Below are 21,103 nucleotides of genomic sequence, written 5' to 3'. Positions count from 1 at the left end.
CCGACCCCACCCTCTTAGCCAACCCCTTGATTCGAAAGAGGTTTTCCGTGAGGACCGCGCCGGAAGTGGTGCGCATTATAGGGACCTCAAATCTGGCGTCAACCGATTTTTTACCACCAACCAATCAGCATGACTGGATAACGAGAGACAAACACCTTTCTCCAACAGAGGCCCCACAAAAAAGCCCCGACCATAGGCATACGGTCGGGGCTTGATTAGACGTAAAGGCAAGCAATTGCTCTGCCGATATCAGAACAGAGAACGCCCCTTGTTGGCAGCAATGCGCAGACGCAGCGCATTCAGCTTGATAAAGCCTCCCGCATCGGCCTGATTGTAAGCGCCTGCATCATCCTCGAACGTAGCTATATTGGCATCAAACAAGGAGTCGTCAGACTTGCGACCGACCACGACAACGTTGCCTTTGTACAGCTTCAGGCGCACAACACCATTCACGTTAGCCTGAGAATCATCGATCATTTGCTGCAACATGCGACGCTCCGGACTCCACCAGTAGCCGTTGTAGATCAGGCTGGCGTACTTCGGCATCAGCTCGTCTTTCAGGTGGGCCACTTCGCGATCCAGGGTAATCGACTCGATGGCGCGGTGGGCCTTGAGCATGATAGTGCCGCCAGGAGTCTCGTAGCAGCCACGCGACTTCATGCCGACGTAGCGATTCTCGACGATATCAAGGCGACCGATGCCGTTCTCGCCACCGATCTTGTTCAATTGAGTCAGTACCTGAGCCGGGGTCAGCTCAATGCCGTCAATGGCTACAATATCGCCCTTGCGGTAGGTCAGCTCGATGTAAGTGGGCACATCCGGAGCCTTTTCCGGAGAGGTGGTCCAACGCCACATGTCCTCCTCGTGCTCGGTCCAGGTATCCTCCAGCACGCCGCCCTCATAGGAGATGTGCAGCAGGTTAGCATCCATGGAGTACGGCGACTTCTTCTTGCCGTGGCGCTCGATCGGGATGGCGTGCTTCTCGGCGTAGTCCATCAGCTTCTCACGGGACAGCAGATCCCACTCGCGCCAAGGGGCGATCACCTTGACACCAGGCTTCAACGCGTAGGCACCCAACTCGAAGCGCACCTGGTCGTTGCCCTTGCCGGTGGCACCGTGGGAGATGGCGTCGGCGCCGGTCTCGTTGGCGATCTCGATCAGGCGCTTGGCGATCAGCGGACGGGCGATGGATGTACCCAGCAGGTACTCGCCCTCATAGATGGTGTTGGCGCGAAACATCGGGAAGACGAAGTCGCGGACGAACTCTTCGCGGAGATCGTCAATGTAGATTTCTTTTACACCCAGCGCTTTGGCCTTGGCCCGAGCCGGCTCGACCTCCTCCCCCTGCCCCAAGTCTGCGGTGAAAGTCACCACTTCGCAGTTATAGGTGTCTTGCAGCCACTTGAGAATCACCGAAGTATCCAGGCCACCGGAATACGCCAGGACAACCTTCTTCACGTCCGCCATGCCATCAGCTCCACGGGGTTTACGAAAATGGCCGATTCTACCGCCGAAGCCTCTATTTTTATAGAGGGAGGGCCACCAACGAAGATTAAATGACGGGGAGCGAGCCAACTACCAAGATGCCACTCAACCCCCATCTAACACCAATATAAGCAATTGCCCTCGAAATCAGCTGAACTGACCTCCAGCGATCCGCACCAGAAAACAGCGACGTGCCCTGCCATGTCTTTTCCGGTAGCATGCGCCTTCAGTTTTGCCTGCCTGGAACCATTACATGACCGATCGATTGACTCTGTTGCGCCCCGATGATTGGCATATCCATCTGCGAGACGGTGCCGCCTTATCCCAGACCGTCGCCGATGTCGCACGCACCTTCGGCAGAGCCATAGTCATGCCCAATCTGGTTCCACCGGTGCGTAATGCAGCTGAAGCAAGCGCCTATCGCCAGCGCATCCTTGATGCACGCCCTGCTGGCAGCCGTTTCGAGCCCCTGATGGTGCTGTATCTGACTGACAGCACAACCCCGGAAGACATTCATGCCGCGAAGTCGAGCGGCCTTGTCTATGCCGCCAAACTCTATCCTGCGGGCGCGACGACCAACTCCGCCTCGGGAGTGACCAGCATCGACAAGGTATATCCTGTACTTGAGACGATGAGCGAACTGGGAGTCCCTCTACTCATACATGGCGAGGTGACACGCCCGGAAATCGACGTTTTCGATCGGGAGAAAGTCTTTATCGATGAGCATATGAGTCGGGTGGTCACTCGTTTTCCCGATCTTAAAATAGTATTCGAGCACATCACCACTCATGATGCGGTTCAGTTCGTCGAAGCTGCCGGCACCAACGTGGGCGCCACCATCACGGCACATCATCTGCTCTACAATCGAAACCACATGCTGGTCGGAGGCATTCGTCCGCACTTCTACTGCTTGCCGATCCTGAAGCGCAACGTCCATCAGGAAGCATTGCTGGATGCAGCCACCAGCGCCAATCCAAAGTTCTTCCTCGGCACAGACTCAGCCCCCCATGCCCAGCATGCCAAGGAGGCCGCCTGTGGCTGCGCGGGCTGCTATACCGCCTATGCGGCCATCGAGCTCTATGCGGAGGCTTTCGAACAGCGCAACGCGCTAGACAAACTGGAAGCCTTCGCCAGCCACCATGGCGCCGATTTTTATGGTCTGCCAAGAAACGATGACCACATCACGCTGGTCCGGAAAGAATGGACGGCTCCAACCACACTGCCTTTCGGCGAGCACAGCCTGACTCCGTTGCGTGCTGGAGAAACGCTGCGTTGGCATGTTCTGGAGGAAAATGCGTGAGCGAAGAGTATTTCGGAGACGAACTGGAATTACCCAGCGGCAACAGCTCCCGCCACCCCATGGCGCAGCGGTTTCGGGGCTATCTTCCGGTGGTTGTTGATGTGGAAAGCGGGGGATTCAATTGTGCCACCGACGCACTGCTGGAAATTGCTGCCGTCACCATAGGGATGGACGAGCAGGGTTTTCTCTTCCCCGAACATACCCATTTCTTTCGAGTCGAGCCCTTCGAGGGAGCGAACATCGAAGCGGCGGCCTTGGAGTTCACCGGCATCAAGCTGGACCACCCACTGCGCATGGCAGTCAAGGAAGAGCAGGCCCTTCAGGAAATCTTCCGGGGGGTGCGCAAGGCACTGAAATCCAACGGATGCAAACGAGCCATACTGGTCGGGCACAACAGCAGCTTCGACCTAGGCTTCCTGAATGCCGCAGTTGCTCGTTGCGATATCAAGAGAAATCCTTTTCACCCCTTCTCCAGTTTCGACACTGCCACCCTGGCCGGTCTCGCCTACGGCCAGACTGTGCTAGCCAGAGCTTGCCAAAGCGCCGGAATCGACTTCGACGGACGCGAAGCACATTCGGCTCGCTACGACACCGAAAAGACTGCAGAACTGTTCTGCGGCATTGTTAACCGCTGGAAAGAGATGGGCGGCTGGCTAACCTTCGGTTCATGATCCATCCCATGCACAGGCTCGCGCCTCTGTGACGGGGGCGCAAGACCTGGAGCAGCATGCCTCTTCCACTACCCGGCATATCACCAAGAAACCCAAGCGTTTGACAATAATTCTCATTGAGATTATGTTTCTTACACCCACATATTTCTCATCGAGACCATCCTATGTACGTATGTCTTTGCCAAGGCGTTACCGACGGACAAATCCGTGAGGCGATTTACGAAGGCTGCTGCAGCTATCGTGATGTCCGCCAGGCACTCGGGGTTGGTACTCAATGCGGAAAATGCGCCAGCCAGGCCAAACAGGTCACCCGTGAAACTCTGGCCAAACTCCAGAGCAATCAGAATCCCACCTTCTACTCGGCCGCCCTTGCCAGCGCTTGATCGACGAGTCTGCCAAGACGTTTGCCACAGTTGCCATCCGATGGTTGACAGCAAGTAGGGGGCTGACCAGACTCTCTTAACCCTTTACAGGCAGGAGCGGCAATGAAAGGCGATATTACGGTCATCCAGCATCTGAACAAGATTCTTGGTAACGAGCTGATAGCGATAAACCAATACTTCCTGCATGCCCGCATGTACGAGGATTGGGGTCTCGAGAAGATCGGCAAGCGCGAATACAAAGAATCCATTGACGAGATGAAGCATGCGGATCGCCTGATCAAACGCATCCTGTTTCTGGAAGGAGTTCCGAACCTGCAGGATCTGGGCAAGCTCCTGATCGGGGAAAACACCAAGGAAATGCTCGAATGCGATCTCAAGCTGGAGCAACTGGGCCTTCCCGATCTGAAAGCCGCCATCGCCTACTGTGAAAGCGTCGGCGACTATGGCAGCCGCGACTTGCTGGAGGAAATCCTCGAGTCGGAAGAAGAACACATCGATTGGCTGGAGACGCAACTGGACCTGATCGGCAAGGTCGGTCTGGAGAATTATCTGCAGTCGCAGATGGATGAGTGAATAAATCCCCTCCACCGAAAACAAAAAAGCCCCGACTCGCATCGGGGCTTTTTTCGTATCACAAGGCTCTCAGGCGTCAGTCTTGCCCGCTGCGTCCTTGATGATTTTCTGCAGCTCGCCCTTGTCGAACAGCTCGATGATGATATCGCTGCCGCCGATCAGCTCGCCATTGACCCACAGTTGCGGGAAAGTCGGCCAGTTGGCGTATTTCGGCAGATTCGCGCGGATCTCGGGGTTTTGCAGAATATCCACATAGGCGAACCGCTCACCGCAAGCCATCACGGCCTGTGAGGCGCGGGCCGAAAAACCGCACTGCGGAGCATTGGGCGAACCTTTCATGTACAGCAGAATGGTGTTGCTGGCGATCTGGTCTTTGATAGTGTCGAAAATATCCATTGAACCACCTCGAGTGAAGTTTTCCGATCAGTCGGCATTGGCGCCATTGTAAAGGAAAACCGAGCCCCACGCTCAGACTTGGGCCCTGTTCGTGACCATAGGCTAACCCTGATGCACAGGCATGGAGCTTGCTTATGCTCAGGAAACTGGCAGTTTGCGTGGCTTCGCATTTTCCTTATAAGATCGCCGTTTTCCCATTTCGCGCCCCCGCCAAAGGGTGGCGACCGCAGACACTGTCGCTCCCCGAGGAGTCGCATCCGCTCTGCGGTCCGTATCGATAAGCAAGGAACTGAAAATGAGCGCTAGGCACTTTCTCTCATTGATGGACTGCACGCCCCAGGAGCTGTTTGCCCTGATTCGTCGCGGCATCGAACTGAAGGACCTGCGCAACCGCGGCGTACCCTTCGAGCCACTCAAGAGCCGCGTCCTCGGCATGATCTTCGAAAAGGCCTCGACCCGCACCCGCCTGTCTTTCGAGGCCGGCATGATCCAGCTCGGCGGCCAAGCGATCTTCCTGTCCCCGCGCGACACGCAACTGGGGCGGGGCGAGCCGATCAGCGATACCGCCATAGTCATGTCCCGCATGCTCGATGCGGTGATGATCAGAACCTTCGCTCACAGCACCCTGACCGAGTTCGCAGCCAACTCACGGGTTCCGGTGATCAACGGCCTGTCGGATGACCTGCATCCGTGCCAGCTACTGGCCGATATGCAGACCTTCCACGAACACCGCGGCTCGATCCAGGGTAAGACCGTTGCCTGGGTGGGCGATGGCAACAACATGTGCAACAGCTATATCGAAGCTGCCCTGCAGTTCGACTTCCGACTCAAGGTCGCCTGCCCGGAAGGCTTCGAGCCCAATCCGAAATTCGTCGCCCTCGGCGGAGATCGGGTCGAGATAATGCGGGATCCGCGCGAGGCGGTGGCCGGCGCCCATCTCGTGAGCACCGACGTCTGGACTTCGATGGGCCAGGAGCATGAGACGGCAACGCGCCTGAGCCTCTTCAAGCCCTATCAGGTGACCCGCGAGATGCTCGACCTTGCCGCCAAGGACGTGCTCTTCATGCACTGCCTGCCGGCTCATCGCGGCGAAGAAATCAGCGAAGACCTGCTCGACGACCCGCGCTCCGCCGCCTGGGATCAGGCGGAGAACCGCCTGCATGCGCAGAAGGCCTTGCTCGAGATGCTGATCGCGCCAAGCCAGCCCCACGCGAACTGAGCCCCGACCGAGCGCCGCTTTCGAGAGGTACGGTCGCGCCGGGAACCGGCAGCGCCCCATTACCGCTGACTACGCACCCGCTGTACGGCATTCAACCAGCCGGCATACAGGCGGGTGCGCCGCTCGCTTTCCATACGCGGCTCGAAGCGCTGCTGGTTCCTCCAGAGCCTGGCGATCTGCTGCACGTCGCTGTAGATGCCTGCCTGTAGCGCCGCCAGATAGGCCACACCCAGGGCGGTGGTCTCGATAACCCGGGGACGCTCCACCGCCACGCCGAGGATGTCGGCGAGAAACTGCACCAGCCAGTTGTTCACCACCATGCCGCCGTCCACGCGCAGAACCGTCTTGTCCGACGGAGTGGCGGCATCCATCTGCATGGCTTCGAGCAGATCGCGGCTCTGGTAGCAGACCGACTGCAGGCCGGCGGTGACGATTTCCTTGATGCCAGTGTCGCGGGTAAGTCCGAAGATGGCTCCGCGCGCCTGCGGGTCCCAATAGGGTGCGCCCAGGCCGGTGAAGGCCGGCACCAGATAAACGCCGCAGGAATCCCCGGCCTGCTCGGCCAAGGACTCGCTCTCCTGGGCATGGCGGATCAGTTGAACTCCGTCGCGCAGCCACTGCAGCGCGGCGCCGGCGACGAAGATGCTGCCCTCGACGGCATAGGTCACCCGCCCCTGTAGCCGGTACGCCACCGTGGTGAGCAGGCGATTGCGCGAAACGACCGGGATATCGCCGGTGTTCCGGATCATGAAGCAGCCGGTGCCATAGGTGCTTTTGACCATTCCGGGACGAAAGCAGGCCTGACCGAACAGCGCGGCCTGTTGATCGCCGGCCATGGCCAGGATGGGAATCGGCGCGCCGAACAGCTTCGCCGGGGTGGCACCGAATTCCGCCGTGCAGTCCTGAACTGGGGGCAGCAGGCTGGCGGGAAGGTCGAACAACCTGAGCAGCTCCTCATCCCACTGCTGGGCATGGATATCGAACAGCAGCGTGCGGGAGGCGTTGGCGGCATCGGTCCGGTGACTTCTGCCGCCGGTCAGGCGCCAGAGCAGGAAGCTGTCGACGGTGCCGAAGCGCAACTCGCCGCGCCTGGCCCGGGCGCGTGCGCCAGGCACGTTGTCGAGAATCCAGGCGAGCTTGCTGGCGGAAAAATAGGGATCGAGCAGCAGCCCCGTCGCAGCCGTGATCCGCTGCTCGTGTCCGGCTGACTGCAGTTCGGCGCAGCGCTGGGCGGTCCGGCGGTCCTGCCAGACGATGGCCGGATGGATCGCCATGCCGCTGTCGGCTTCCCAGACCAGAGTGGTTTCGCGCTGGTTGGCAATGCCGATGCCGGCAATCTGCCCGGCGCGCAGTCCGCTTTTCCACAGCGCTTCCCTGCATACCGCCAGTGTGCCCTGCCAGATTTCCTCGGGATCGTGCTCGACCCAGCCGGAACGCGGGAAATACTGATGCAGTTCCCGCTGGGCGCTGGCGACCGGCACGCCCTCAGCATCGAAGACGATGGCGCGGGTGCTGGTGGTCCCCTGGTCGATGGCGAGCAGATACTGGGGCATAGGCGTCTTCCCGTTCGACGCGACTGTATAGGCACCAGTTTAGGGGATATCGAGCCGGAAACGCCTCAGACGGCACAAGCCCGAGAAGCCGAGCCCTTAACGCCCCGCCCTTCCGATGGGGGCGAACGTCGCTGCGGTCAGTTCAGCCAGCAGCTGGGGCGCCAGCTCGACCTCCAGACCGCGGCGACCGGCGCTGACGAAGATGCTCGGGAACTGCCCGGCCGACTCGTCGATGAAAGTACGCAGGCGCTTTTTCTGCCCCAGCGGGCTGATTCCGCCGACCAGATAGCCGGTGGCTCGCTGGGCAGCGGCCGGATCGGCCATTTCCACCTTCTTCGCGGCGGCCGCCTCGGCCAGGGCTTTCAGATCCAGGCTGCCGGCGACCGGGACGACAGCTACCAGCAGCTCACCCTTCTCGGTCGCCGCCAGCAGGGTCTTGAACACCCGCTCGGGGGGAAGATCCAGCTTCTCCGCGGCCTCCAGCCCATAGGAGGCCGATTTCGGATCGTGGCTGTAGCTGTGAACCTGATATTGGGTGCGTAATTTCTTCAGCAGATCGATTGCAGGTGTCATATAGGTAAGAATGAAAAACGTGACTCCGGAGCGGTTACCTTAGCCTGAAATGGACAACATGCCTTCATCCGATCAGACCTCCAGCCTCCCCACCGCCCGATCCGCCAAGATCTACGACCTGGCCATCATCGGTGGCGGCATCAATGGCGTCGGCATCGCCGCCGACGCGGCCGGACGGGGTCTAAGCGTTCTGCTCTGCGAACAGGACGATCTAGCCCGGCACACCTCCTCGGCCAGCAGCAAACTGGTCCATGGCGGCCTACGCTATCTGGAGCACGGGGAGTTTCGCCTGGTACGGGAAGCCCTCGCCGAGCGCGAGGTGCTGTTGTTCAAGGCTCCCCACATCATCAGGCCCCTGCGCTTCATCCTGCCCCATCGCCCCCAGCTGCGCCCGGCCTGGCTGATCCGCGCCGGTCTGTTTCTCTACGACCACCTGGGCAAGCGCTATGCCCTGCCCGCCTCCTGCAGCCTGCGTCTGCCCCAGGCAGGTCCGCTGAAGCCGGAGATCCGCCGCGGCTTCGCCTACTTCGACTGCCAGATGGATGACGCCCGCCTGGTGGTGCTCAACGCCATGGCCGCCCGGGAAAGCGGCGCGGACATCCTCCCCCGTACCCGCTGCCTGGGCGCACGGCGCGACGAGGGCCTCTGGCGGCTCGAACTGCAACGGGCAGCAGGCGCCCGTCAGGAGATCCGAGCTCGCGCCCTGGTCAATGCCACCGGCCCCTGGGTGGCACGGGTCAGCGAGGATGTCCTGCACCAACGGCCCGCCCACCACATCCGCCTGGTCCTGGGCAGCCACCTGATAGTCCCGCGCCTCTACGAAGGAGACGAGGCCTATGTCCTGCAGAACGAGGACCGCCGCGTCGTCTTCGTCATCCCCTACCTGCAGCGTTTCAGCCTGATCGGCACCACCGACCGGGAATTCGCCGGCGATCCGGCGAAGGTCGACATCGACGAAAAGGACATCGATTATCTGCTGCGGGTGGTCAATGCCCACTTCTCGCATCCCCTGCAGCGCACGGATATCCGCCACAGCTTCGCCGGCGTGCGTCCACTGCTGGACGACGAGTCCCAGGCCCCCAGCGCCCTCAGTCGCGACTACAACCTCGCCCTCGATGCCGCCCCTGGGCAGGCGGCGCTGCTCACGGTGTTCGGCGGCAAGCTCACCACCTACCGCAAGCTCGCCGAGACGGCGCTGGATCAGTTGGCTCCTTTCCTGCCATCCATGGGGCCCAGCTGGACGGCCAGCGCTCCCCTGCCCGGCGGCGAGGGGCTGAGCGACCCGCTGGCGCTGGCCACCGAGCTGCAACGGGAGTTCGCCTGGCTACCCCCCGCCCTCGCCCTGCGCTGGGCCACCACCTATGGCAGCCGCACCCGTTGCCTGCTCGCCGGCGCCTCCGGCCTGGCCGATCTCGGCGAGCCTCTGGGCGGCATGCTGTACGGGCGGGAAGTGGATTACCTGCGCACCCATGAGTGGGCCGAGCAGGCGGAAGACATCCTCTGGCGGCGGACCAAGCTCGGACTGACGCTCACCCCGGGGGAGCAGAAACGGCTCGCCGCCTACCTCGATGAGTGCCCGGCGCCCCCGGTCATCGCCTTGCGGCGGGCTACAGATGCGCCAGCGCCGGGTTCCTGCGCTGCGCCCGCAGATACGGCAGCACCACCGCCAGCAGCGGCTCCTTGAATTCCGTCTGGAAGCGATGGGCGAGGCCGGGAATCAGCCTCAGTTGGCTGCCCTTGATATGCGCGGCGACGTGCACGCCATGCATCACCGGCAGCAGAGGATCGGCCGTACCGTGCACCACCAGCGTCGGCAAGCGGAGACGGTCGAGCAACGCAACGCGGCTGGGCTCGGCGAGCACGGCGACGATCTGGCGCACCGCCCCTTCCGGCCTGAAGGCCCTGTCGTAGGCCCGAGCCGCCTGCCGCGCGAGCTGGTCGCGATCTTCGCTGGCTCGCGGACTGCCGAGCGCGGCCAGGAGATCCACCTGCTGCCGGATCGCCGCCTCGCGGCCGCCCACCTCGCGCCTGGCCAGCAGTGCGGCCAGCTCGGCACTAGGCGCCGGCAGGCCCAGCGCGCTGGAGCTGGTCATCACCAAGGTCAGGCTCTCTACCCGCTCGGGCGCCAGATCGGCCATGTGCTGGGCGATCATTCCCCCCATGCTGACGCCGAGCACATGAAAAACCGGTACCTCCAGGGCATCCATCAATCCCAGCGCATCGCCGGCCATATCGCGCAGTCCGTAGGGCGCGGAAACCGGCAGGCCGATCCGACGGCGCAGCAGCTCGTAGCCCAGGCTGACCTCCGGCTCCCGCTTGTACCAGGTGGTCAGTCCGGAATCACGGTTATCGAAACGGATCACCCGGAAGCCCTGGCGACAGAGACTGACCAGCACGTCGTCGGGCCAGTCGATCAGCTGCCCGCCGAGCCCCATGACCAGCAGCAGGACGGGATCGGAGGCGCGGCCGATGCTCTGGTAGGCCAGACGCACCTCGGGCAGATCGGCCATCTGCACCGGCTCGTGCACATCGCAGCGAGACGCCGCCCACGTTGGCAGGCCGCCAAGGAGGGCGAGTACGAAGAAGAGAACACGCATCGCGAATACCGGAGAACAAGAAAATCCATCCCGAGGAATTGTGTGCACCTTGGGCAGAGTTCGCCTGCACAAAGAAATGACAATTTGATGAAAGCAGGCAAACGGTCGTCGCGAAACGGGGCGAGAGGGGACGAGCGGTCGCCCCCCTGTCTCTTGCTACGGGATCGGCAGCCGCTTGCCATCAGGCATGGCTGTTCCGGTCGACAGCCACTCAAACATGAGAGAAACTCAAAAAATCGGACGTAAACATTAGAAACCCTCAAGAGTCGATCATGCTCGAACTGCGCCATCTGAAAACCCTGCATGCCCTGCGCGAGGCCGACAGCCTGGTCGAAGCGGCCGAACGCCTGCACCTGACCCAGTCGGCGCTGTCCCACCAGTTCAAGGAGCTGGAAGAGCGCCTGGGGCTGCAGCTCTTCGTGCGCAAGACCAAACCACTGCGCTTCACCAGCGCCGGGCTGCGTCTGCTCCAGCTCGCCGATGCCCTGCTACCGCAACTGCGCAGCGCCGAGCGCGACCTGGCACGGCTGGCCGGGGGAACGGCCGGGCGCCTGCACATGGCCATCGAGTGCCACAGCTGTTTCCAGTGGCTCATGCCGACCATCGACCAGTTCCGCGACGCCTGGCCGGAGGTCGAGCTGGACCTGGCCTCCGGCTTCTCCTTCGCCCCGTTGCCGGCCCTGGCCCGGGGCGACCTCGATCTGGTGGTCACCTCCGACCCGCTGGAGCTGACCGGCATCACCTACGTGCCCCTGTTCACCTACGAGGCGCTGCTCGCCGTGGCCAACCAGCACCCGCTGGCCGGCAGGCCCTATATCCTGCCCGAGGACCTGGCCGACGAGACGCTGATCCACTACCCCGTGGAACGCGATCGCCTGGACATCTTCACCCGCTTCCTCGACCCGGCCGACGTCGAGCCGGCCGGGGTGCGCACCGCCGAACTGACGGTGATGATGCTGCAGCTGGTGGCCTCCGGACGCGGCGTCTGTTGCCTGCCGAACTGGGCGTTGCACGAGTACAGCTCGCGCGGCTACGTCACCGCCAAGCGGCTGGGCGAGAAGGGCCTGTATGCCACCCTGTACGCAGCGATCCGGGCCGACATGCTGGACGCCCCCTTCATGCGCGACTTCCTACTGACGGCCAAGGACACTTCCTTCGCCACCCTGGAAGGCGTCAGCGCAGCGGCGAAAGCGCGCTGAGACCTGACTCGCAGCCCTGACGCTTTCGCCGGATCGCCTACTTCTTATAGCCAGGCAAAGCATGCACAATCGCCAGCAAAAAGGGATGGCAAGGAGATTCCCGAACCTCCGCCAGTGGCTAATCTAGGGATAGAATGGACACAGGCGAAACCGCCGGGCACAGGTCGATATGGGCGTTATCTGGCAGACAAAGGAACAAGGGGCTGCAGTTCCCCAGCACGACCTGCAGAAAGCCGAAAACCCGCCACCACCGCGGCGCAGTTCCTGGCGGCTGCTGGTCTGGCTGCTGGTCGTCGTGGCCGTCGCCGTGCTCGGCGTGCTGGCGTTCAACGAAATGCGCACGTCCCGGCTGCAGTCCCGGGAGCTCAGCCACTATGCGGCCACCCTCACCTACTCGCTGGGCGCCGGCCCCAGCCTGTCGATCGACTATCCCAGACGCGGGCCCTTCGACCGCCGCCTCGGCTACATCTCCCTGCCCGACTGGTTGCCCAGGCTGGAGCAGCGCGGCTTCCAGATCACCCAGCAGGCCCGCTTCTCCCCGTCGCTGCTCGCGTACAGCCGGCACGGCCTGTTTCCGCCGTACCAGGAGAAATCGCAGGTCGGCCTGACCATCAGCGACTGCCGCGGCGAGTCGCTGTATCTCTACCGCCAGCCGCGGCAGCTGTATCCGAGCTTCGCCAGCATCCCGCCGCTGATCGCCCAGAGCCTGCTCTTCATCGAGGATCGCGATCTGCTCGACCCGCGGCAGCCGCTGGCCAACCCCGCCGTGAACTGGGCGCGCTTCGGCATGGCGGCGGTCACGCAGGTCCGCGAGATGCTCGGTCTCGGCGGGCAATCGGCGGGCGGCAGCACCCTGGCGACGCAGATCGAGAAATACCGCCACTCGCCGGACGGGCTGACCGACTCGGCCCCGGAAAAACTGCGCCAGATGATCTCCGCCAGCGTCCGGGCCTATCGGGGCGGCCCGCGCACGATCGCCGCGCGGCAGAACATCGTCCGCGACTACCTGAACAGCGTGCCGCTCGCCGCGGCACCGGGCTACGGCGAGGTACACGGCCTGGCCGACGGCCTGCGGGTGTGGTTCGGCGCCGATTTCGCCGAGGTCAACCGGCTGCTCTCGACGGCCGACGCCAGCCCCGCCGAACGCGGCCTGGCCCTGCGCCAGGTGCTCTCGCTGCTGATCTCCCAGCGCCGGCCCTCCTACTACCTCAACCAGGGGCGCGGCGAACTGGCCACCCTGACCGACAGCCACATCCGCCTGCTGTATCGCGGCGGACTGCTGGATGCCCGGCTGGCCCAGGCCGCCCTGGGGCAGAAGGTAGCGTACCGCGACTGGCTGAAGGAACCGGCCGTCCAGCCCATCGAGACCAGCAAGGGCATCCGCGTCGCCCGCAGCCGCATGGCGGAGCTGCTGCAGACCTCGCTCTACGATCTCGACCGTCTCGACCTGTCGGCCAGCACGCCGCTGCAGGGCGAGCTGCAGACCGCCGTGACCCGCTACCTGGGACAACTGGCCGACCCGACCTTCGCCGCCGGCGTCGGCCTCTTCGGCGAGCGCCTGCTGACCCCGGAGACCACCGCCGAGGTGCGCTACAGCTTCACCCTGTTCGAGCGCAGCGACGACGGCTTCCGCGTGCGGGTGCAGACCGACAACACCAACCTGCCCTTCGACATCAACGAAGGCAGCAAGCTGGAGCTGGGCTCCACCGCCAAGCTGCGGGTGCTGACCACCTACCTGGAAATCGTCGCCGAACTGCACAAGCGCTTCGCCGGCATGGACAGGGCCCAGTTGCGCGCGCTCGAACTGGAGCCGCTCGACCTGCTCACCCGCTGGGCTCGGGACTGGCTGATCGAGCATCCGCGGGGCAGCCTGCCAGAAATGCTCGACGCCGCCCTTGACCGCAAGTACTCGGCCAGCCCGGGCGAGAGCTTCTTCACCGGCGGCGGCCTGCACACCTTCGCCAACTTCCGCAAGGAGGACAACGGCCGCCTGCCGACCGTGCGCGAATCCCTGCGCGAGTCGATCAACCTGCCCTTCGTGCGCCTGATGCGCGACATCGTCCGCTACAGCACCTATCAGTCGCCCAACGGCACCGCCCTGCTCAAGGACGACCGCGATCCGCGTCGCCAGGAATACCTGGTCCGCTTCGCCGACCGGGAAGGCAAGGTGTTCCTGCGCCGCTTCTGGAACAAGTACGCCGGCAAGAACGGCGAGGACCGTCTGGCGACCTTCCTCGAGGGCCTGCGCGCCACGCCGGTACGCCTGGCCGCCGTGCATCGCTACCTGCGGCCGGGCAGCGACCGCGCCGCCTTCGACGCCTTCATGCGCGAGCAGCTGCCGAACGACCGCACCCTCACCGAGGAGCGGCTCGCCAGCCTGTATCGCCGCTACGGCCCCGGCGCCTTCAACCTGCCGGACCAGGGCTACATCGCCCGCGTCCACCCACTCGACCTGTGGCTGCTCGGCTACTTGCTCAAGCACCCCGAGGCGGATTTCAAGGAAGTCCTGGAAGCCAGCCGCGACGAGCGCCAGGAGGTCTACGGCTGGCTGTTCAAGAGCCGTTACCGCAGCGCCCGCGACAACCGCCTCCGCACCATGCTGGAGATCGAGGCCTTCACCGAGATCCATCGGCGCTGGCAACGCCTGGGCTACCCCTTCCCGCAACTGGTGCCCTCGCTGGCCTCCGCCCTGGGCAGCTCGGGGGACCGGCCGGCGGCGCTGGCCGAGCTGATCGGCATCATTCTCAACGACGGCGTGCGCCTGCCGACCGTGCGCATCGACGGCATGCACTTCGCCGCCGGCACCCCCTACGAAACCCGGCTGGGGCTCGACCCGAACCGGGCCCGGCGCGTGCTGGCCCCGGAAGTCGCCTCGGCCCTGCGCGGGGCCCTCGCCCTGGTAGTGGAGAACGGCACGGCGCGGCGCCTGTACGGCGTGTTCCGACAGCCGGACGGCCAGCCGCTGCGGGTGGGCGGCAAGACCGGCACCGGCGACAACCGCATCGAGCGGGTCGCCCGCGGCGGCTACGTGGTCAGCTCGCAGGCGATGAACCGTACCGCCACCTTCGTCTTCTACCTGGGCCCGGACCACTTCGGCACCCTCACCGCCTACGTCCCGGGACGCGCGGCGGAGGGCTTCCACTTCACCTCGGCCCTGCCGGTGCAGGTGCTCAAGGGCATGGCGCCGATCCTCCAGCCGTATCTCGCCGGGCCGGACAACCGGTGCGCTCCGGCGCCGGCGACCCTGCAGGCGCGCAGCGGCCGGTACTGAGTCAGCCCGCCGGGCTCGATGCGCAGTCCCGGCCGGCCGCCTCCCCGGCCTCGGACTGCGCCTCGCGATAGACCCGGTCGGCGCGCTCGAAGCGTTGCCGAACCGTGGCGGAGGGCGCCCGGTCCAGCAGGCTGACCGTGACGATGGCCAGGCTGGCGAGGACGAAGCCGGGGACGATCTCGTACAGGCCGAGGCCGACGAACTCCTTCCACAGCACCACGGTCAGGGTACCGACCAGCATGCCGGCCAGGGCGCCGTTGCGGGTCATGCGCTTCCACAGCAGCGAGATCAGCACCACCGGACCGAAGGCGGCGCCGAAGCCGGCCCAGGCGTAGGACACCAGACCGAGCACCTGGCTCTGCGGATTGGCGGCGATGCCGATGGCGACCAGGGCCACCAGCAGCACCATGCCCCGTCCGACCCAGACCAGTTCCTTCTGCGAAGCCTTCTTGCGCAGGAAGGCCTTGTAGAAATCCTCGGTCAGGGCACTGGAGCAGACCAGCAGCTGGCAGCTCAGGGTGCTCATCACCGCGGCGAGGATGGCCGAGAGCAGGACACCGGCGATCCAGGGATTGAACAGCAGCCGGGCCAGCTCGATGAACACGCGCTCGGGGTTGTCGTCGACCGCCACGCCCAGCTCCGGATGGGCGGAGAAGTAGGCGATGCCGAAGAACCCCACGGCGACCGCACCGGCCAGGCACAGGGTCATCCAGGTCATGCCGATCCGCCGGGCGGCCGGAATGGATCTGACCGAATCGGCGGCCATGAAGCGGGCGAGGATGTGCGGCTGGCCGAAGTAGCCCAGGCCCCAGGCCAGCAGCGAGATCACGCCGACGAAGCTGGCGCCCTTGAGCATGTCGAAATGGGCAGCGTCCTTCAGCTCGATGGCGGCGAAGGTCGGCTCCAGGCCGCCGCTGGCGACCATCGCGATGACCGGGGTGAGGATCAGGGCGAAGATCATCAGGCTGGCCTGCACGGTGTCGGTCCAGCTCACCGCCAGGAAGCCGCCGATGAAGGTGTAGCAGATGGTCGCCGCGGCGCCGGCCCAGAGCGCGGTCGAATAGGGAATGCCGAAGGTGCTCTCGAACAGGCGCGCCCCGGCGACGATGCCGGAGGCGCAGTAGATGGTGAAGAACACGAGGATCACCGCGGCCGAGAGGACGCGCAGGATGCGGCTGGCGTCCTCGAAGCGGTTGGTGAAGTAGTCAGGCAGGGTCAGGGCGTTGCCGTTGTGCTCGGTATGCACCCGCAGGCGCCCGGCGACGAACAGCCAGTTCAGATAGGCCCCGACGATCAAACCGATGGCGATCCAGCTCTCGGACAGGCCCGACAGGTACACGGCCCCCGGCAGCCCCATCAGCAGCCAGCCGCTCATGTCCGAGGCGCCCGCCGACAGCGCGGTGACGAAGCTGCCGAGGCTGCGCCCGCCCAGGATGTAGTCGGACAGGTCGTTGGTCGAGCGATAGGCGGCGAGGCCGATCAGCACCATGGCCGCGATGTAGATCACGAAGGTGATCAGGGTTGGATTGGTCATGCTCATGAGTGGAGATCCCGTGCGGGGTTGTTATCCGGGCGACGACGGCTGATCGCGCCCACAGAGGCAGCCGATACCCGCGAGCCGGCACCCGTTGTCATCGGCTCGCGGCCCGGAGACGCCGCGTTCGGCGAAACAGGCGATCACCCGCCGTACCATAGGGTAAGCTGCCAGAAGCAAGTTTCGAGCCCGATCACTCGTTTCCTCCCAGCGACAGCAGGGAGGCGTTGCCGCCCACCGCGGTGGTGTTCACCGACGTGGTGCGCTCGCTGACGAAGCGCAGCAGATAGTTCGGACCGCCGGCCTTGGGCCCGGTACCGGACAGACCATGGCCGCCGAACGGCTGCACGCCGACCACGGCACCGATCTGGTTGCGGTTGACGTACAGGTTGCCGACCCGCGCCAGCTGCTCGATGCGCCGGGCGGTCTCCTCGTTGCGGCTGTGCACGCCCATGGTCAGGCCATAGCCGGTGGCATTGATCGCCGCGACCACCTGCTCCAGGTCCCGCGCCTCGTAGCGCACCACGTGCAGCACCGGGCCGAAGTTTTCCTTCTCGAGTTCGTGGATGCCGTCGATCTCGAAGGCCACCGGAGCGACGAAGTGGCCGTTCAGGCCGGCCGGCAGCCGGGCTTCGGCGATCAGCCGGCCCTCCCCCTTGAGCCGCCCGATGTGCGCCAGCAGGCCCGCACGGGCCTCGGCGTCGATCACCGGGCCGAGGTCGCTGACCCGGCGGTCGCTCGGGCCGACCCGCAGTTCGGCCATGGCGCCCCTGAGCAGCTCGATCACCCGTTCGGCGATGTCGGCCTGCACGTAGAGCACGCGCAGCGCCGAGCAGCGCTGCCCGGCACTGGCGAAGGCGGACAGCAGCGCATCCTTGACCACCTGCTCGGGCAGCGCGGTGGAGTCGACGATCATCGCGTTCTGCCCGCCCGTCTCGGCGATCAACGCGGCGATCGAACCGTCCTTTTCCGCCAGTTGACGGTTGATCAGCCGCGCGGTCTCGGTGGAGCCGGTGAAGCACACGCCGGCCAGGCGCGCATCCCGGCAGAACACGCTCCCCAGCTCGGCGCCGGAGCCCGGCAACAGCGCGAGCACGTCGGCGGGCAGGCCGGCTTCCAGCAGCAGCTCGGTGGCTCGCATGGCGATCAGGCTGGTCTGCTCGGCCGGCTTGGCCAGCACGGTATTGCCGGCGACCAGCGCGGCAGCGATCTGGCCGAGGAAGATGGCCAGCGGGAAGTTCCACGGGCTGATGCAGGCGAACACCCCGCGCCCTTCGTAGAACAGTTCGTTGCGCTCGCCGGTGGGGCCCTTCAGCTCGCTGCGCTGCAGGCGCTCGCGGGCCTGCCGGGCGTAGTAGCGGCAGAAGTCGACCGCCTCGCGCACCTCGTCGATGCCGTCCTGCAGGGTCTTGCCGGCCTCCAGTGTGCACAGCGCCATCAGCTCGGCGCGGTTGGCTTCCATCAGGTCGGCTAGGCGCTCGAGAATCGCGGCGCGCTCTTCCACCGGCGTCGAGCTCCAGCGCGGAAAAGCCCTCGTCAATGCCTCCATGGCCTGGGCGGCCTCGGCCGGTTCGGCCCACTGCACCTGACCGACCACCTGGCTCAGCTCGTAGGGACAGCGCACCTCGTGAGCGCTGCCGGCCTGGCGCTGGCCGCCGATCAGCGGCGCGGCCCGCCACTGGCGGGAGAGGTGCGGCCGGATGGCCTGCTCCAGTTGCAGCCATTCTTGCTGGATATTCATGTTGATACCTCGGGAATTCTGGCGAGAAGCGCCGAACAGTGCCGCCGGCGGGACGATGCGCGGGTTGCCGAAACGCGCGTGCCGGCGCAGCTTCTCGAGCGGGTGGTCGATCAGCGAATCCACCGGCACGCGCGGGTCGACCAACTGGTGGACGAAGGACGAGTTGGCGCCGTTCTCCAGCAGACGCCGCACCAGATACGGCAGCAGATCCCGGTGGGCTCCCACCGGGGCGTAGATGCGCACGTTGTACCCGCCCTCGGCGATGAGGGTGTCGTACAGGGCATCGCCCATGCCGTGCAGGCGCTGGAACTCGAACGCGCGCGGCGCGCGGCAGGCCCTGGCCAGGGCCAGGATGCAGGTGACGGTGTGGGCGTTGTGGCTGGCGAACTGCGGGTAGATCACGCCGCGGGTGTGCTCGCTGAGCAGGAAGCGCGCGCAGGCCAGGTAGGAGATATCGGTGCCTTCCTTGCGGGTGTAGACCGGATATCCGGACAGCCCCTGGACCTGGCACTGCTTGATCTCGCTGTCCCAGTAGGCACCCTTGACCAGGCGCAGCGGGATGCGCGCTCCCAGCTCCTTGCCGAGCAGCGTCAGCCAGACCAGCACCGGCAGGCAGCGCTTGGAATAGGCCTGCACCACCAGACCGAACTCGCCCCAGCCGGCGATCGCCGGGTCGCGCAACAGCTTCTCGAACAGCTCCAGCGACAGCTCCAGACGGTCGGCCTCCTCGGCGTCGATGGTGATGCCGACGTCCAGCGAGCGGGCCAGACGAGCCAGCTCGCGCACGCTGGCGAACAGCTCGGCGAGCACGCGCTCGCGCTGGGCCACCTCGTAACGCGGGTGCAGGGCCGACAGCTTGATCGAGACCGACGGTTGCGGCCCCTTGCCGACCTGCGGCTCGCGGCCGACGGTCTCGATGGCCTGGCGGTAGTCCAGCAGATACTTCTCGGCATCCGCGGCAGTCAGCGCCGCCTCGCCGAGCATGTCGAAGGAATAGGTGTAACCACGCTCGCGGCAGTCGCGGCCGTTCTTCAGCGCCTCGGCGATGCTGCGGCCGAGCACGAACTGGCCGCCCATCAGCTTCATCGCCTGATTCATCGCGGCGCGGATCACCGGCTCGCCGGAGCGCCGCACCAGCCGACCGATCACGCTCTTCGGCCTGCCGTCGGCGGACTGCGGGTTGACCACCTTGCCGGTCATCGCCAGCCCCCAGGCGGCGAAGTTGACCAGCACGTTGTCGCTTCGGCCCAGGTGCTGCTCCCACTGCGCGGCACTCAGCTTGTCGCGGATCAGGGCATCGGCGGTGGCGGCGTCCGGCACGCGCAGCAACGCTTCGGCCAGGCACATCAGCATCAGGCCTTCCTGGGTGTCCAGGCTGTACTGGCGCAGCAGGGCGTCGAGGGTGTCGACCGCGTTGTCGCGACTCCGCACCGTCTCGATCAGGCGGCGGGCGTCTTGGCGGATCGCCTCGATGCCGGCGCTGCCGGGGTCGGCGAGCTGGATCAGCTCGCCCAGATAGGCTTCTTCGTCCACCGCGTAGCTGGCCGAAATGGCGGGGAAGAATTCGGCGGCCGTGCCCTCGAGCACGTCGCCATCCAAGACGTGACTGGCTTTGAACATCACGCCACTCCTTCGCAAAGAGTCTGTTAATGAATCGGCTTGACCCACGCCGGGGCGGGCATGGGCAGACTCTAGCGGCGGAGACGGGACGGCTTCTTGCGCGAGACTCCGGAGTTTTTGCAAAAAACTCCGGAAAGGCGGCTAAGCCGCGCGACGCAGACTGCGCGGCGTCAGACCGAGATGCCGGCGCATGGCGGTGGTCAGGGCGCTCTGGCTGGAAAAGCCGCACTCCTCGGCGATGCGCACCAGCGGCAGCGGACTTTCGCGCAAGAGGCGCACGGCACGGTCGAGGCGGGCCTTGAGCAGGTACTGGTGCGGGGTCAGACCGAAGCAGTCCTTGAACTGCTGGTGGAAGTGACTCGGGCTGAGACAGGCGACTCGGGCCAGTTCGGCCACGCTGACAGTGCGCCCCAGGTGGCGCTCGATGTAGGTCTCGATGCGCTCGCGATCGAGCGGCCGGCGCACGATGGCGGGAGCCGGGCCGCACAGGCGCAGGTGCAGAGCCTGTAACAGCAGGCCGCCAAGGGCATGCGACAGCCCCGGCTCGTGGCCATAGCGCGTCAGCTCGACCCCGGCGTAGGCCAGCAGGTGCTGGAAATCGGCATCCAGCAGCGGATAGCGCGGGCCGTCGAACAACCGGCCGAGCTGTGCCCGCTCCGGCGCCGGGGCCCGATCGAAGGCGGCCTCGTCGGCCAGGTCGAGGATCAGCATGCTGTTGTCGCCGAGCCCCGCGAAGGCGTGGGCGGCATCGCCGGGCACCAGGCAGGCGCGCATCCTGCTGACCTCGCCGCCCTGCCCGGCCACCTCGAACTCGGCGCGGCCGGCCAGCGACAGCACCATCTGGTGGTGGCCGTGGGTATGGGTGTGCGACTGATCGGACAGGCACAGCAGGCGGACGCCGAGCGTGGGTGGGCAACCGGCGTGCACTACGGCGCCCCCGTGCCCGTCACGGGGGCACCGCAACCCGGGCCCGGCGCCGCGGTAGGAA

General features: G+C 65.0%; 16 protein-coding genes. 8 read left to right on the top strand and 8 right to left on the bottom strand.

Annotated features, from left to right (window positions below):
• Window positions 1-249: 249 nt before the first annotated feature.
• Entirely contained in the window at window positions 250-1,467 is a 1,218-nt protein-coding gene (locus ACFOJE_RS02340; protein WP_377812629.1) for an argininosuccinate synthase, read from the bottom strand.
• A gap of 271 nt (window positions 1,468-1,738) precedes the next feature.
• Between ACFOJE_RS02340 and pyrC the strand changes: the two genes are divergently transcribed.
• The 4 genes from pyrC to bfr all read left to right on the top strand — a co-directional run bounded on the left by pyrC (window position 1,739) and on the right by bfr (window position 4,412).
• Complete coding sequence (gene pyrC / locus ACFOJE_RS02335; RefSeq protein ID WP_377812628.1) at window positions 1,739-2,785, top strand: dihydroorotase; 1,047 nt, start codon at window positions 1,739-1,741, stop codon at window positions 2,783-2,785.
• A complete protein-coding gene (rnt, locus tag ACFOJE_RS02330; RefSeq protein ID WP_377812627.1) occupies window positions 2,782-3,456 on the top strand; it encodes a ribonuclease T in 675 nt (224 codons plus the stop codon). Before pyrC ends, rnt begins: the two co-directional genes overlap by 4 nt.
• 164 nt (window positions 3,457-3,620) lie before the next feature.
• The gene (locus tag ACFOJE_RS02325; protein WP_377812626.1) at window positions 3,621-3,839 is read left to right on the top strand and encodes a bacterioferritin-associated ferredoxin; all 219 of its coding nucleotides are present in this window, start codon (window positions 3,621-3,623) and stop codon (window positions 3,837-3,839) included.
• Between the two features lie 102 nt (window positions 3,840-3,941).
• Entirely contained in the window at window positions 3,942-4,412 is a 471-nt protein-coding gene (gene bfr / locus ACFOJE_RS02320; protein ID WP_377812625.1) for a bacterioferritin, read from the top strand.
• 69 nt (window positions 4,413-4,481) lie between these two features.
• Here bfr and grxD read toward each other — a convergent pair whose 3' ends face one another.
• Window positions 4,482-4,808: a Grx4 family monothiol glutaredoxin gene (grxD, locus tag ACFOJE_RS02315; protein WP_377812624.1), complete on the bottom strand. Its 327-nt coding sequence runs from the start codon at window positions 4,806-4,808 to the stop codon at window positions 4,482-4,484.
• A 295-nt stretch (window positions 4,809-5,103) separates the two neighbouring features.
• Between grxD and argF the strand changes: the two genes are divergently transcribed.
• Window positions 5,104-6,027, top strand: a complete 924-nt coding sequence (gene argF, locus ACFOJE_RS02310; protein ID WP_377812623.1) for an ornithine carbamoyltransferase — start codon at window positions 5,104-5,106, stop codon at window positions 6,025-6,027.
• 59 nt (window positions 6,028-6,086) lie between these two features.
• Here the strand turns inward: argF and glpK are convergent, their stop codons facing one another.
• Both glpK and ybaK read right to left on the bottom strand, forming a co-directional pair.
• On the bottom strand, window positions 6,087-7,580 hold the full coding sequence (glpK, locus tag ACFOJE_RS02305) for a glycerol kinase GlpK (RefSeq protein ID WP_377812622.1): 1,494 nt from the start codon (window positions 7,578-7,580) through the stop codon (window positions 6,087-6,089).
• Between the two features lie 96 nt (window positions 7,581-7,676).
• A complete protein-coding gene (ybaK, locus tag ACFOJE_RS02300; protein ID WP_377812621.1) occupies window positions 7,677-8,153 on the bottom strand; it encodes a Cys-tRNA(Pro) deacylase in 477 nt (158 codons plus the stop codon).
• Between the two features lie 58 nt (window positions 8,154-8,211).
• Between ybaK and glpD the strand changes: the two genes are divergently transcribed.
• Entirely contained in the window at window positions 8,212-9,837 is a 1,626-nt protein-coding gene (gene glpD / locus ACFOJE_RS02295) for a glycerol-3-phosphate dehydrogenase (RefSeq protein ID WP_377812620.1), read from the top strand.
• On the opposite strand, the gene ACFOJE_RS02290 is transcribed toward glpD, so the two are convergent.
• Window positions 9,761-10,750 carry an alpha/beta fold hydrolase gene (locus ACFOJE_RS02290; protein ID WP_377812619.1) on the bottom strand — a complete coding sequence of 330 codons (990 nt, stop codon included), beginning with the start codon at window positions 10,748-10,750 and terminating at the stop codon, window positions 9,761-9,763. The two genes, glpD and ACFOJE_RS02290, sit on opposite strands and share 77 nt — an antisense overlap.
• Before the next feature lie 272 nt (window positions 10,751-11,022).
• Here ACFOJE_RS02290 and metR point away from each other — a divergent pair, with 272 nt between their 5' ends.
• Window positions 11,023-11,949, top strand: coding sequence for a transcriptional regulator MetR (gene metR, locus ACFOJE_RS02285; RefSeq protein WP_377812618.1), 927 nt, complete (start codon window positions 11,023-11,025; stop codon window positions 11,947-11,949).
• Between the two features lie 169 nt (window positions 11,950-12,118).
• The gene (locus ACFOJE_RS02280) at window positions 12,119-15,220 is read left to right on the top strand and encodes a transglycosylase domain-containing protein (protein WP_377812617.1); all 3,102 of its coding nucleotides are present in this window, start codon (window positions 12,119-12,121) and stop codon (window positions 15,218-15,220) included.
• A gap of 1 nt (window position 15,221) precedes the next feature.
• Here ACFOJE_RS02280 and putP read toward each other — a convergent pair whose 3' ends face one another.
• The 3 genes from putP to ACFOJE_RS02265 form a co-directional block, all read right to left on the bottom strand.
• Window positions 15,222-16,760: a sodium/proline symporter PutP gene (putP, locus tag ACFOJE_RS02275; protein WP_377812616.1), complete on the bottom strand. Its 1,539-nt coding sequence runs from the start codon at window positions 16,758-16,760 to the stop codon at window positions 15,222-15,224.
• A 187-nt stretch (window positions 16,761-16,947) separates the two neighbouring features.
• Window positions 16,948-20,115 carry a bifunctional proline dehydrogenase/L-glutamate gamma-semialdehyde dehydrogenase PutA gene (gene putA / locus ACFOJE_RS02270; protein ID WP_377812615.1) on the bottom strand — a complete coding sequence of 1,056 codons (3,168 nt, stop codon included), beginning with the start codon at window positions 20,113-20,115 and terminating at the stop codon, window positions 16,948-16,950.
• A 141-nt stretch (window positions 20,116-20,256) separates the two neighbouring features.
• On the bottom strand, window positions 20,257-21,042 hold the full coding sequence (locus ACFOJE_RS02265; protein ID WP_377812614.1) for an AraC family transcriptional regulator: 786 nt from the start codon (window positions 21,040-21,042) through the stop codon (window positions 20,257-20,259).
• Between the last annotated feature and the right edge of the window lie 61 nt (window positions 21,043-21,103).

The sequence above is a fragment of the Azotobacter bryophylli genome, from assembly GCF_042643485.1.
In the GTDB taxonomy this organism is placed as follows: Bacteria; Pseudomonadota; Gammaproteobacteria; order Pseudomonadales; family Pseudomonadaceae; genus Azotobacter; species Azotobacter bryophylli.
This window is presented reverse-complemented; position numbering and strand designations above follow the sequence as displayed.

Excerpts from the sequence above, each read along its gene's own strand:
- ACFOJE_RS02340 (WP_377812629.1), bottom strand. The coding sequence starts at position 1,467 with ATGGCGGACGTGAAGAAGGTTGTCCTGGCGTATTCCGGTGGCCTGGAT.
- pyrC (WP_377812628.1), top strand. The coding sequence starts at position 1,739 with ATGACCGATCGATTGACTCTGTTGCGCCCCGATGATTGGCATATCCAT.
- ACFOJE_RS02325 (WP_377812626.1), top strand. The coding sequence starts at position 3,621 with ATGTACGTATGTCTTTGCCAAGGCGTTACCGACGGACAAATCCGTGAG.
- bfr (WP_377812625.1), top strand. The coding sequence starts at position 3,942 with ATGAAAGGCGATATTACGGTCATCCAGCATCTGAACAAGATTCTTGGT.
- grxD (WP_377812624.1), bottom strand. The coding sequence starts at position 4,808 with ATGGATATTTTCGACACTATCAAAGACCAGATCGCCAGCAACACCATT.
- argF (WP_377812623.1), top strand. The coding sequence starts at position 5,104 with ATGAGCGCTAGGCACTTTCTCTCATTGATGGACTGCACGCCCCAGGAG.
- glpK (WP_377812622.1), bottom strand. The coding sequence starts at position 7,580 with ATGCCCCAGTATCTGCTCGCCATCGACCAGGGGACCACCAGCACCCGC.
- ybaK (WP_377812621.1), bottom strand. The coding sequence starts at position 8,153 with ATGACACCTGCAATCGATCTGCTGAAGAAATTACGCACCCAATATCAG.
- glpD (WP_377812620.1), top strand. The coding sequence starts at position 8,212 with ATGCCTTCATCCGATCAGACCTCCAGCCTCCCCACCGCCCGATCCGCC.
- ACFOJE_RS02290 (WP_377812619.1), bottom strand. The coding sequence starts at position 10,750 with ATGCGTGTTCTCTTCTTCGTACTCGCCCTCCTTGGCGGCCTGCCAACG.
- metR (WP_377812618.1), top strand. The coding sequence starts at position 11,023 with ATGCTCGAACTGCGCCATCTGAAAACCCTGCATGCCCTGCGCGAGGCC.
- ACFOJE_RS02280 (WP_377812617.1), top strand. The coding sequence starts at position 12,119 with ATGGGCGTTATCTGGCAGACAAAGGAACAAGGGGCTGCAGTTCCCCAG.
- putP (WP_377812616.1), bottom strand. The coding sequence starts at position 16,760 with ATGAGCATGACCAATCCAACCCTGATCACCTTCGTGATCTACATCGCG.
- putA (WP_377812615.1), bottom strand. The coding sequence starts at position 20,115 with ATGTTCAAAGCCAGTCACGTCTTGGATGGCGACGTGCTCGAGGGCACG.